Source organism: Geodermatophilus obscurus DSM 43160 (genome assembly GCF_000025345.1).
Taxonomy (GTDB): domain Bacteria; phylum Actinomycetota; class Actinomycetes; order Mycobacteriales; family Geodermatophilaceae; genus Geodermatophilus; species Geodermatophilus obscurus.
The window spans coordinates 2,068,142-2,080,411 of sequence record NC_013757.1 but is presented as its reverse complement, the minus strand read 5'-3'; the positions used below and the strand labels follow the sequence as shown (position 1 = coordinate 2,080,411).

Below are 12,270 nucleotides of genomic sequence, written 5' to 3'. Positions count from 1 at the left end.
GTGCCGACGTCCCGGTAGGGCGCCACCGTCTGCGCCGCCGTCATTCCGCCATCGGTGGCCACCGGTCCGCAGTCCCGGTCACCGCTGCTCAGTGCGTCAGCTGCCACTTGAGCACGGCCGTGGCAGCGGCGACGACCGCCAGGACGAAGCCCGCCAGGAACACCCGGGTCGAACTGCGCTCCCCGGACACCCACGCCACCACCGAGCCCAACAGGGCCAGCCTGACGTCGACCAGCCCAAGCGCCAGGACGAGCACCACGTCGGCGTCCACCAGGTCGGTCCACGCCAGCAGCAGCATCGCGATGGGTGCGCCGGCGGTCGTCACGATGGGCAGTGCATTCCGGATCTCCCGCCGGACAGCAGTCGTGTCCAGCGATCGGCCCTCGCGGACCCGCAGCCCGACCGCCTCACCCACCGTGTGCGCGACGAAGGTCGAGACCCCCACCCCCAGCAGGTAGAGCACGCCCGTGGGTCCCCGCAGCTCGTCCGGGTGCAGTGCGATCAACGCCGCCATCACCAGGACGTTGCCGTACACGTAGGCGGACACGCGGCTCGCGACGTCCTCGCGGGGCAGGTCGTCCGGTCCACCTGCCCGGCCGGCGCGCCGCGGCAACCTGAGTCTGCTCACCTGGCCGGCCCGGTGACCGATCGGCGACCCCACACGTCAGACCCTCCTCCTGGCCGCGGCAGCCACTCCCCGACCCCCGCCAGGATCGCTGCTCGTGGCTCCACGTGCACGCCCGTCCACGGACGCCCGGTCGGTACCGGTCGCTCACCCGGTTCCCGTGTCCGGTCGAGGTCACGTCGTGTCCGGTGGGTTGTGCGGCCAGTCGACCTGCCCGCCGGTCTGTTGTGGAGGGTGCGCGCTGCGGCTGGGCGTCGATGGCGTCGGGCAGCCAGGTGAGTACCCCGATCAGCTCCAGCCAGGTCTGCTGCTCCTCCGCGGTCAACCACCGCGGCTCCTCGACCGCTTCGATGGCACCTCTTCTCACGCGACGGCGCAGATCTCTCGGCCACGGATCCGGCGGTGCGGTCGACGACCGCCCACGAGCATGATCGAGCACTGGCTGCTTCGGAGTCGACTGCGGCTGCGGGCGGGCCTGCCCGACCACCCGGCCCGCCCGCGTCGGATCAGTCGGTGGCGGGCAGGAACCGCTGGTAGGCGGGGACGGCGACCGCTGCGGTGGCGACGTGCATGGCCATGAGGGCGAGCACGGCGGGAACGCTGGTGCCGGGCATCGAGTCGGCGGCGAGCAGCAGGAGGTCCGGGACGAGGGAGACCACGACCACTGTGGGGACCAGCCAGCGCAGCAGGCGCGCGGGGCGGGCGCTGCGCCGCGTGATGAGCCGCCACCCCAGCGCCCCGACGACGGTGCCGACGACCGTCCACATCAGGAAGACCGGCGCGGTGAGCGGCTGGAAGTCCGGCGAGGCGTCAAGCGGGCCGCGGGCGATGGCGGCGATCACGGAGTTGACGACTGCGGAGCAGACGGTGGCCACCCCGATCGCGGCGGCGAGCGGGTGACGAGCTCCGGAGGGTGCGGTCGACTCCGGGGCGCTGGGCGTGGCGACGGCGGGGCGGCTGGTCATGATGTGCTCCTTGAACAGGGATGGGCGGATCCGGACAGCGGCATCGCGTCCGGCAATGGGGCCGGGAGGGCCGCGGACTCAGGCCAGGGCCAGGGCGGGGGCGTGGGCGGGCGGCCGGAACAGCCAGCGCAGTGCGGCGAACCGGACGAGCCCGATCGTCGCGGTGACGGTGGCGATGACCGCCAGGTCGGTGAGCGCACTGCCCGGGCCAGCCACGGCGTCCCACCCGTACAGCGCGAGGCCGGTCAGGACCATCCCGGCGACGACGAGCGCCCCGCCCTCCGCCTGCGCGGCCTGCCAGGTCACCCGCTCGCCGGCGTGGAAGGTCAGCCGGCGGTGCAACTCGTTGGCCAGCACGGAGGAGGCGACCGATCCCGCGACCATGGCCGCCTGGTCGCCGAACCCGGCCAGGGCCAGGAAGAGGAGGGCGTACACCGCGCTCGAGAGGCCACCGACGACGACGAACCGGGCGAACTGGGCCGGCCCCTCGTCGCTGCGCAGCCGGTCCACGAGCGATCGGCTCCTGCTGACGACGTTCATCGAAGGACTCCTCGAGCGGTGACTTGATTGCGCAAGTGAATGTACAGGGAAATTACTTGCTGTGTCAAGCAACTACAGATCGGTGCTACGCCCGCCTGCCTTAAACCGTGTCGACGAGGGACCGTGTCGACGAGGGACCGTGTCGACTAGGGACCGCGTCAAGAGAAGGAGCCGACGACACCGTGCTCCGCGAGGACTTACAACCTCGTGCATGGTTAGCCCGACGACTTGACCGTGCTGTGTGCAGGACGAGCAGGGTCGTGATGTGTCGAGCACTCTTCCCCGCGCCGCCGCTGTCGCCGATCGCCGGGTGACCGGACTGTCTCGAGAGGTGCTGGCCGAGCTGGTCGCCGAGCTGGGCCCGCGCTGGCAGGCGCGCCAGGACGCGCGGCTGGCCGATCGGCCCCGGCGGCGGGCGGTCGGAGCCGGTGCCCGGTACCGGCTGGTGTTCCTCGACCGGCTGCTGGCCACCCTGGTGCACCTGCGCCACGGAGTCACCCATGACGTGCTGGCCTGCTGGTTTGGGGTGTCCCGTTCCACCATCACCCGCGCGGTCGGAGAGGTCCGCCCGCTGCTGGCCGAACGCGGCTGCACCGTCGACGGCGGGGTCCGGCTGCGCACCCTGGCCGACGTGGTCGCTCATCTGGGCGCCAGCGGGCGGGTCGGCCTGCTGGATGCCACCGAGGTCCGGGTGCGCCGCCCGGCGGCCCACCGGGCCGGCCGGGCTCGGTTCGTCTCGGGCAAGGCCCGCGCCAACACGGTCAAGGCGCTAGTGATCACCGATGCCGCTGGGCGGCTGCTGTTCTGCGGGCAGACCCGTCCGGGCGCCATTCACGATCTGACCCAGGTGCGCCAGGCCGGCCTGGTCGAGTTGCTGGCCCGCACCCCGAGCGTGACCCTGCTCGCCGACGCCGGGTATCAGGGCCTGAGCACCCAGACCGCCGGCGCGGTCCTCACTCCGCGGCCGGCCCGGCGGAAGAACCAGATCCCGGTCTTCCCCGCCGTTGCTGTGGCGCACGAGGCCGAACGCCGGGCTCACTCGGCCAAGCGGATCCGCGTGGAGCACGGCATCGGCCACCTGAAGAACTGGCGGGCCCTGTCACGTCACCTCGGCCGCCGCGAGCACCTGGACACGATGCTGCCCGCGGTCGCCGGACTGGTCTCCAGCCAGGAACGAACCCCACGACCGGGCCAGCTCCACCGCCCACCGAAGGCTCTTCCGGCCGGCACCGCCGCGTGAGCAAACCCGCCCTGAACAGGCATCGGACGGTCCTGATCGGCATCCTGGGTCAGCCCTGAGCACCCTCGGCTCCCCGCGACGGCGTTGCTGCGGCAATGACCAGCCCAAGCCCTACGCCGTGAGCACGGTGGACCGGACCGTCGGCGCGTGCCTGCTGGTACGGCGGAACCCGCGCGTGATCAGGAGTATCGGCAGGAGCAGTTCGAACAGCGCGCCGGGCACGTAGAGGAGCATGCCGGGACCCGAGTCGAGGGTGGCGATGTTGAGCAGCGTGCTCGGGATGGCGAGCAGGATCGCGACATAGCCCACCAGCCCGAGCCACGAGAGCCAGGTGGGGACCAGTCGGCCCCTGAGCAAGACGTACGAGAGCATGAGGCCGGCGGTGCCCGTGAAGCCGTAGATGATGACCTCGTAGTTGGCCACCAGGCTGGTGGTTGCCAGGATGTAGACACCGATGGCGAGGATGGTGACAGCCTCCAGGCAGCGGACCAACAGGTAGCCCCTGGCGAGTCCCTTGCCGTGGCGGCTCAGCACCCCGAGCAGGGCGAGACCGATGCCGGCGTTCGCCAGCGCGCACACGGCCTGCAGCGCGACGCCGGAGGTCAGGCTGCTCCTGCCGGTGGTCGGCGTCGAGAAGTAGCCGAGGACGAGCGAGTCACCGAGCAGGAACGTTCCCGTGGCGGTGAGGAACAGCAGTCCCGCGGTAATGGCAGCCTTCCGGGTCGTGGGGTCGTAGGCACCGTCGGACGCGGCGGTCATGTTCCTGGCATTGCGGGATCGGGTCGTGGTGTCGACCTGGGTGGTCATGGCGGTCTCCGGTTCTCGTGGCTAAATGGGTGGACTGGTCAGCGGTGGGTGGTGGCGTCGACGGTGATGACGACCTTTCCGCCGGCCCGTCCGTCGATCAGGTGCCGGATCGCGGCGGCGGCCTCGGAGAGCAGGAAGGTCCGGTCGACTAGCGGGGTGACCTCACCTGCGGCCACGTGCTCGACCAGCACGGCCAGGTCGACGTGGTTCTCGGAGCAGACCCAGGGCCTGCCGAGGTCCTGGCGGACGAACATCGACAGCAGTGGCGCCCGGAGCGTGCGGTCGTAGCCGCCGAGCCACCGCCCCTCGGTCTCGCCACCGATGATCGTCAGCCGTCCCGCCGGCGTGAGGGCACGCCGCAGGCTGGACAGCGGGGTGCTGCCCCCGATGTCGAGGATCCGGTCGTAGCGACGGCTGCCATCTGTCGGGTCCGTGCGGGTGTAGTCGACGACCTGGTCGGCGCCGAGAGCCCGCACGAGGTCGACCTTCGCGGTGCGGCAGACCCCGATGACGGTGGCACCCCGGGCCTTGGCCAGCTGCACGGCGTAGGTCCCGACGCCGCCCGATGCGCCGAGGACGAGGACCTGCTGGCCGGGCTGGACGTTGGCGTGGTCGCGCACCGCCTGCAGGGCCGTCAGGCCGGAGACGGGGAGCGCGGCGGCCTGGACGAAGGTGAGCTCGGCCGGCTTGGGCACGAGCTTGTCCTCGCGGGCCCGCACGTACTCGGCGAACGCGCCGGTGCCGATGCCGAGGACGGCGTCACCGGGGCGGAAGCGGGTCACCGCGGCACCGACGGCTTCGACGACGCCGGCGACGTCCCCGCCGAGGACGGGGCCCTTCGGTGCCCGGATTCCGTAACCCGCGAGGCGTACGGCGTAGGGCAGCCCAGTCATGAGGTGCCAGACACCCCGGTCCACACCGGCGGCGTGAGCGCGGACGAGGACCTCGTCCTCTGCGATGGCCGGACGCGGGACGTGCCGGACCTGCAGGACCTCCGGGGTCCCGTACCGGTCCTGCACAACCGCTTGCATGCGGGCGGCTCGGGAGGTGGTCATGGTGGGCATGGCAGCAACCTGTCGTCGGTGGTGCGCCTCGAGCTGGTAGACCGACGGTGGCAGGCGCCGGTGGAGCTGCGGTGGGAGTCCGGTGGGAACCGGGTGCAGACCCGGGGACGGTGCGGAGGTACAGCAGCGGAAGGGCTGGCGTGGTGGTGGAGGTCCGGCTCCTCGGCGGTGTGACGGCCATCGACGGCGAGGGGACCCCGCTGGACGTGGGGTCGCCGAAGTGCCGTGTCCTGCTGGCCGCGCTGGCGCTGTCGGCGGGCGAACCGGTGCCGGCCTCACGCCTGATCGACGTGGTGTGGCCCGACGACCCGCCCCGCACCGCGGACAAGACACTGCAGGGGTACGTCGCGCAGCTGCGCCGCGGGCTTGGGGCGGCGGCGATCACCCGGAGCGGCGGGACCTATCGACTCGCGCTGGACCCCGACCAGGTCGACGTGGCCCGGTTCCGTCGGCTGCTGAGCGCCGGGGACGTCGACGGCGCGCTGGACGCCTGGGGCGGCACCCCGCTGGCCGGCCTGGAGGCACCCGGACTCCAGGCCGCGGCAGACGCACTGGTGGACCAGTGGATGGACGCGACGGAGGACCGGCTGCGCCGGCGGCTGTCCACCGACCCGGCGGCCGTCATCGCTGCCCTGACCGAGCAGACCGCGGCTCACCCGTTCCGCGAGGAGCTGTGGGCCCTGCTGATGATTGCGCTGTACCGAGCGGGACGACAGGCCGATGCGCTGTCCGCGTTCCAGCGCGCCCGGGAGCACCTGATCGACGAGCTCGGCGTCGAACCGGGCCCACGCCTGCGGGGGGTCGAGGCGCAGATTCTCGCCCACGACCAGCAGCTCGAGGGCAGCGCCGCGGCGGCGGGCCCACCGGGGCCAGCGCCCGGGCCCGGACCGACCGGGACCGTGACGTTCGGCTTCGCCGAGGTCGCCGATGCCACGCTGCTGTGGGCCCAGCAGGGTCGCAAGATGGCTCAGGCGATCACCCGACTGGACACCGTCGTCCGCGACGTCACCGAGCGGCACGGCGGTACCAGCGTCGTCGCCGCCGGCGAGTCGATCGGCGTGGCGTTCCACCGGGCCGACGATGCGGCCACGTGGGCGACCGACCTGCAGCTCGCGGTCGACTCGGAGTCCTGGCCCGGCGGGATCGAGCTGCGCCTCCAGGTGGCGCTGCACACCGGCGAGACCGCGGAACACGGCGGCGGCTACTTCGGGCTGGCGGTGCACACCGCCTTGCGGCTGGCGGCCGCCGCCCACGGTGGGCAGGTCCTCCTGTCAGCGGTGACGGCCGCGCTGCTGGAACGCGACGACCTCCGAGACCTCGGCGCCTACCGGCTCGACGGCATGGCCGGGGAACGCACCGTGCTCCAGCTGGATGACGGCGACCACCCGATGCCGCGGACCGCCTCTACGGGGCGGGGCGACCTCCCCGGCCGTACCCCTCGGCTCCTCGGCCGCGAGCGAGACCTCGCGGCCATCGCCGACGCACTGGAGGCATCGACGGTCGTCACCCTGGTCGGCCCCGGTGGGGTCGGCAAGACCACGCTCGCACTGGCAGCCGCTCGGCACGCTCGGACCCAGGGCCCCTGGCGGGTCTGGCTCGCCGAGCTGGGCGAGATCTCGAACGACGCCGACGTGCCCGCCACGATCGCGGAGACCCTCGGCGTCATCGGCGGCGCCGGCCGGACCCTGAGCGATTCGATCGTGGCGACGCTGCGCACGCGTCCGACTCTGCTCGTCCTGGACAACTGCGAACACGTCGTGGCCGGCGCGGCAGCGCTGGCCCGGGCGATCGCGGCCGCCGGCGGGGACACGCTGGTCCTGGCCACCTCCCGCGAACCGCTGGCCATCCCCGGCGAACAGCTGCTGCGGGTGGAGCCGCTGGACGTGACCGGCCCCGCGGTGGAGCTCTTCGCAGAGCGGGCCCGCGCCGTGGACGCGACGTTCGACCTGCACGACGTGCGGACGGAGGTCGAGGAGATCTGCCGTCGCCTGGACGGTCTGCCGCTGGCGATCGAGCTCGCCGCCGCACGCACGGTCCACCTGACACCGGCCCAGCTGCTCGATCGGCTCGACGACCGCTTCCGGCTCCTGGCCGGCAACAGCCGGGGCAGCGCGGAGCGTCACCGGACCCTGCAGGCCACCGTGCAGTGGTCCTACGACCTGCTGTCACACCCCCAGCAGCTGCTGTTCGAACGGCTGGCGGTGTTCGCCGGTCCCTTCGACCTGTCCGCTGCGGAGACGGTCGGAGGGCGCGAGGAGCTGGACGCCGTGGAGACCGACCGGCTGCTCGGCGACCTCGTGCAGCGCTCGATCGTCACTGTCGGCCCTGGCCCCTTCGGCCGGCAATTCCGCCTGCTGGAGACCCTGCGGGAGTTCGCGCTCGACCGACTCACCGCACATGGCGACCGGGAGACGGTCGCCGCGCGCCACGCCGAGTGGTGCCGCGAACGGACGGCGGACATCGGCCGGCTGCTGACCGGGCAGGACGAGGTCGAGGGCGTCGCCCGGCTCGCCGAGCTGTGGCCCGACCTGCGCGCGGCGTTCGGCTGGGCCGCCACCACCGGGGACCTCGGCCTGGCCGACGCCCTGGTGCGCCCCGTCGCCCCCGAGGTCAGCCTCCGGCGGCGGGTCCAGATCGGCGACTGGGCCGAACGGATCCTCGAGCTGACGCCACCCGACGACGACTTCCGCCGGGTCTACTGGCTGCTGTGGGCCGGGCACCGGCATGCGCAGGCCGGAGACCGCGAGGCACTCGACGGACTCGTGCGACGCCATGGCCACCGGGATCATCCCGTGATCCGGTTCAACCACACCTACCTGTCGGACGTGGACGTGGACGCCCACGCCGCCTCGACGGACGCGGTCGCGTGGTTGCGCGAGCACGGCGAGCACCGCACGGCGGACATCCTGGACGTGTCCGGTGTCGCGGCGTCCCTCATCGTGTTGCAGCGCTTCGATGAACTCGACGCCGTGGCCGCGGGCATGGCGGAGCGACACCGCCTCCACGGCCCGGCCACCCTCCGGTACTTTGCCCTCGGCCTGCGCGGCTACGCCGCCCAGTACCAGGGCCGGCACGACGACGCGGCCCGGTTGTTCTCGCAGGCCGAGCAGCTGGAGCTCCCGGCCGGGACCTACCGGATCCTGCAGACGGCGCAGGCGCGGCTCGCCTTCGCCGCCGGTGACCACCCGCGGGCGTACCGGCTCCTGCGCGACAACATCCACACGCTCCTCGACAGCGACCACACGGACGTGACGCGCATGATCGCCGTCGAGTTCATCACCATGATGGCGGCCACGGACCGCCTCGCCGATGCGGCCCACGTGCTGCCCTACCTCGACACGACCGGCAGGTTCGCCCTCCTCGCGCGGGAGAGCCTCATCGCTGACGCAGTGCGCCGGATGGAAGCCGACCCGGCCCTGGTCGACCACCTCCGCGGAGACCCGGACGCCCGCGGGGCCCTGACGTTTATGCGGGACGTGCTCGACGAGCTCCTCGGGAGCATGGACGCGGAACGGTGGGCTGCCACGGGTCCCGGCGCGGGTACGGATCAGTCCGCGATCAGCTGATCCTCCGTGAGCTCCCTCAAGATGTCGCGCATGCACTCGAGTGCTTCGCGGGCATCGAGTTGTCGGCCGGCTGAGTGGGGCTCTGGCGTGCCGGCCTCATCGGGCACCAGGGTCTGGACAGCCCGGGTTCCCAGGTCGCCCGCTCTCGACAGGTAGCCGAGGACGCGTGCGGCATCAGGCAGCCGGTCCATCGCCGCCATCATCGTAACGAACTCGGCGGCGGCGAGCCTGACGTTGTCCGTGTAGCCGGTGGCCAGCAGGTCGGCGACATGGGCACGCAGGATCCGGAAGGCTCGTGACCGCTGCCCGCGCCGGAACGCCGCTCGTGCCTCGACGGGAGGATTGACGGAGCTGGTCCGGTCCGGGACGTCGACACGGGCCGCCTCCTCGAACAGCTGGTCGGCTTGGTCGAGCCGACCCTGGAACGAGGCGGAGTGGCCGAGCATCGACAGGGTCACGTAGCGCAGGGTCGGCGGCCCGTGGATGCGGTACCGCTCGGCCAGAGCGGAGACGAAGCCGTCGAGCTGATTGAACTGCCCGGTGCTCAACAGTCCTGCCCCGACGCCGGCGATCTCGGTCAGGGCGGCCGCGTGCTCCTCGCCTCGCCGGCGGAGCCAGGCCACTGCCTCGGGTGAACAGTCCAGGAGCTGTTGTCCGTCGTCGTGGAAGTAGGCGCGGGTGAAACGGATCAGCGCGTGGTCGGGCTGCCCGTAGCGGTGGACCAGCGCCTCGTAGCCGGCGTGATCGCCGACCTGCATGTAGCGGTAGGCGGCGCAGGCCAGCCAGTAGAGGACCTGGTCGGCGTCGGTCCGGGGGGTGATCGCCAGGATCCGCTCGGCCCACTCGCTGATCTCGGTCTGCCTCCGGAGGTTGACCTCGGTGGCGACGGGGCGGACGAGTGCGCCGGCCAGCTCCCGGTCGCCGGCGCGCACGGCCCTGTCGACCGCGGCGCGGAGGTCAGGCCAGAGCTGGCCGAGCCGGGCGACCCCTCGTTCTCGCCCGGGCCGACGAGAAGCTGGTGGACGTGGGCGATCTGGCCGAGGCACCAGTGCGCGTGCCGGTCAGCTACCACCCGGGACGAGGGGCCGTGTCGGAGCTGCTCGGCGGCGAACTCCCGGACGGTCTCGAGCATCCGGAAACGTCGGCCGAACGGGGCGGACTCGACCGCGAGCATCGACCGCTCGACCAGATCCTGCAGCAGGTCGTCGACATCGGCTGAGTCCAGCTCGTCATCACCGGCCACCTGTTCGGCAGCGTCGAGGTCGAACGGGCCGGCGAAGACCGAGAGCCGCTGGAGGGCCGCCCGTTGGTCGCGCGTGAGCAGGTCGTGGGACCAGGCGATGGTCGCCCGCAGGGTCCGGTGGCGCTCCGCGCCGGTCCGGCGGCCGCCGGTCAGGAGCCGGAGGCGGCTGCCGAGTCGCTCCACCAGATCGGGCGGGGTCAGGGTCCGGGTGCGGGCGGCGGCCAGCTCGATGGCAAGCGGGAGTCCATCGACGCGACGGCAGATCTCCTCGATCTCGCCTCGGTGCGCGTGCGGGTCGAACGTCGACGACACGGCCCGGGCGCGCTCGGTGAACAGCTCGGCGCCCGGCCCGGCTGGGTCCAGAGGTGGCACTGGTATGAGCTGTTCGTCGGCGATGCCCAGGGCCTCCCGGGACGTGGCCAGCACCCGCGCGCCCGAGCATCCCTCGGCGATGGCGGAGGCGAGCGCGGCGGCACCGTCCAGGACGTGCTCGCAGTTGTCCAGAACCACGAGTGGAGCAGCGCCCTGCAGGAACGCGACGATCGACTGGGTCAGCGTGCACCCCGCGGTCTCCCACACCTCCAACGCGTCGGCAACTACACGGGGAATATCGCCCGACGAGCTGACGGTAGCCAGTTCCACGAGCCACGCTGCACCGCCGAGATGGGCGTCCCGCCGCCGCGCCGCGGCCAGTGCCAACCGTGTCTTGCCGATCCCGCCCGGACCCAGCAACGTCACGACCGGCGACCACGCAAGGGCGTCGGCGATGCCATTGAGGTCGCTCTCCCGGCCGAAGAGCCGGCCCGGTCGACGAGGGAGATTGCCTCGGCGGAAGTCGTCGGCGTGCAACGGCGGGTGCTCGCCCTCGCCCAGCTGGAGAATGCGTCGTCCGGTTGCGTCGCCCTCGAGACGATAGGTGCCCAGGTGGTGGAGGTCGCTGCAGTCGAGGAGGTCCGAGGTCGTCCCGGAGATCAGGGTCTGACCACCGGAACCGGCGGCGGCCAGGCGCGCCGCCGCGTTGACGGCCGGGCCGAAGTAGCTGTCGGCCCGTTCATCGGCCTCGCCGGTGTGCAACCCGATCCGCAACCGCGGCTCGACACCTCCCGGCCACGGCTCGGTGCTCACCTCCACCTGCAGCTCCGTGGCCCAGGCGACGGCGTCGTCGGCGCGGTGGAACGCCGCTCCGTAGGACTCGCCGCCGCTGGTGAACACGTGTCCGCCCTGGTGGTGCACCGATTCCCGCACCACCGTGTCGAGGCGGGCCATCGCCGCGGCCATCTTCGCCCGATATGTTCCCCACAACTGCGACGAGCCCTCGACATCGCAGAAGCCGAACGTCACCGTCCCCGTGGGACGACCTGACCCCGAGCCCGACGGGACCGGTCCGCGCAGGTGTTCGTCCTGTTCCAGGACCCTGGACTCGAGGTCGCGCAGGCGCTGGCCGGGTTCCACTCCGAGGCCCTCGACGAGGTGCCGACGTGCCGCCTGGAACGCCGCCAGCGCATCTGCCTGTCGGCCGACCCGGTAGAGGGCCGTCATCAACACCGACCAGAGGCCCTCGCGGAAGGGATGGTCCGCGGTGAGTTCGGTCAGCGGGCCGATCGTGGCCTGCGGATCTGTCTCGAGGCGCCGCTCGAGGTCGGTCTCCACCGCGCCTAGCCACAACTCCACGAGCCCGTCCACCATGGGGTCCAGAGCCGGCGCCGCCAGCCCGGCCAGGGGACGTCCCGTCCACTCCGCCAGCGCGGCCTCGATGTTCCCGAGGCCGAGCTGTCGCCGGAAACGCGTCACGTCGACCGCGTCCGCGGCCACCGACAGTCCGTAGGCCGCGCCGATCCGGACGATGGCTCCCGGACCGAGTCCCTGACGGAGACGGACGACGTAGGACTGCAGGGTCTTGGCCGCCGTCCGAGGGGGTTCCGACGCCCACACCAACTCGACCAGCCGGCTCACCGGGAGGAGCGCCCCCGCGGATAGGGCGAGCGCCGCCAGCACGGTCTGGCACTTCGCCGGGCCGACGTCCACCGGCGTTCCGTTATCGGCGGTGACACCGACGCCACCCAAGAGCTGGATCTGCACCACCGGGCTGCTCCCGCCCTCGGGCCCTCACCCTCCCACGCTCGTCGCCCGCCCGGGGCACGCGGCGTCCCTCTCGTGCCTGCGGCGGTGGGGTGACGGCGTCCGACCCGGGCTCCACCGGTCCCCGACCGGTGCTCCACC

The 12,270-nt window shown here is 72.4% G+C and carries 9 protein-coding genes; 2 read left to right on the top strand and 7 right to left on the bottom strand.

Going from position 1 to position 12,270, the window contains the following annotated elements:
- Positions 1–88: 88 nt before the first annotated feature.
- The 3 genes from GOBS_RS09805 to GOBS_RS09795 all read right to left on the bottom strand — a co-directional run bounded on the left by GOBS_RS09805 (position 89) and on the right by GOBS_RS09795 (position 2,130).
- Complete coding sequence (locus tag GOBS_RS09805) at positions 89–547, bottom strand: hypothetical protein (RefSeq protein WP_166487348.1); 459 nt, start codon at positions 545–547, stop codon at positions 89–91.
- Positions 548–1,131: 584 nt separating this feature from the next.
- Positions 1,132–1,590 carry a DUF6069 family protein gene (locus tag GOBS_RS09800; RefSeq protein WP_012948133.1) on the bottom strand — a complete coding sequence of 153 codons (459 nt, stop codon included), beginning with the start codon at positions 1,588–1,590 and terminating at the stop codon, positions 1,132–1,134.
- A 78-nt stretch (positions 1,591–1,668) separates the two neighbouring features.
- Entirely contained in the window at positions 1,669–2,130 is a 462-nt protein-coding gene (locus tag GOBS_RS09795; RefSeq protein ID WP_012948132.1) for a GtrA family protein, read from the bottom strand.
- Between the two features lie 310 nt (positions 2,131–2,440).
- Here GOBS_RS09795 and GOBS_RS09790 point away from each other — a divergent pair, with 310 nt between their 5' ends.
- Entirely contained in the window at positions 2,441–3,370 is a 930-nt protein-coding gene (locus tag GOBS_RS09790) for a transposase family protein (RefSeq protein ID WP_166487347.1), read from the top strand.
- Positions 3,371–3,481: 111 nt separating this feature from the next.
- Here GOBS_RS09790 and GOBS_RS09785 read toward each other — a convergent pair whose 3' ends face one another.
- Both GOBS_RS09785 and GOBS_RS09780 read right to left on the bottom strand, forming a co-directional pair.
- The gene (locus GOBS_RS09785) at positions 3,482–4,177 is read right to left on the bottom strand and encodes a DUF4386 domain-containing protein (RefSeq protein WP_012948130.1); all 696 of its coding nucleotides are present in this window, start codon (positions 4,175–4,177) and stop codon (positions 3,482–3,484) included.
- Between the two features lie 38 nt (positions 4,178–4,215).
- On the bottom strand, positions 4,216–5,232 hold the full coding sequence (locus GOBS_RS09780) for an NAD(P)-dependent alcohol dehydrogenase (protein ID WP_041242104.1): 1,017 nt from the start codon (positions 5,230–5,232) through the stop codon (positions 4,216–4,218).
- 149 nt (positions 5,233–5,381) lie between these two features.
- Here GOBS_RS09780 and GOBS_RS25370 point away from each other — a divergent pair, with 149 nt between their 5' ends.
- Positions 5,382–8,807 (top strand): AfsR/SARP family transcriptional regulator, encoded by a 3,426-nt coding sequence (locus GOBS_RS25370; RefSeq protein ID WP_012948128.1) that lies wholly within the window; start codon positions 5,382–5,384, stop codon positions 8,805–8,807.
- Here the strand turns inward: GOBS_RS25370 and GOBS_RS27310 are convergent.
- Both GOBS_RS27310 and GOBS_RS09770 read right to left on the bottom strand, forming a co-directional pair.
- Complete coding sequence (locus GOBS_RS27310) at positions 8,789–9,565, bottom strand: hypothetical protein (protein ID WP_166487346.1); 777 nt, start codon at positions 9,563–9,565, stop codon at positions 8,789–8,791. The genes GOBS_RS25370 and GOBS_RS27310 overlap by 19 nt on opposite strands.
- Positions 9,496–12,132, bottom strand: a complete 2,637-nt coding sequence (locus GOBS_RS09770; protein ID WP_012948127.1) for a BTAD domain-containing putative transcriptional regulator — start codon at positions 12,130–12,132, stop codon at positions 9,496–9,498. Before GOBS_RS09770 ends, GOBS_RS27310 begins: the two co-directional genes overlap by 70 nt.
- Positions 12,133–12,270: the final 138 nt, after the last annotated feature.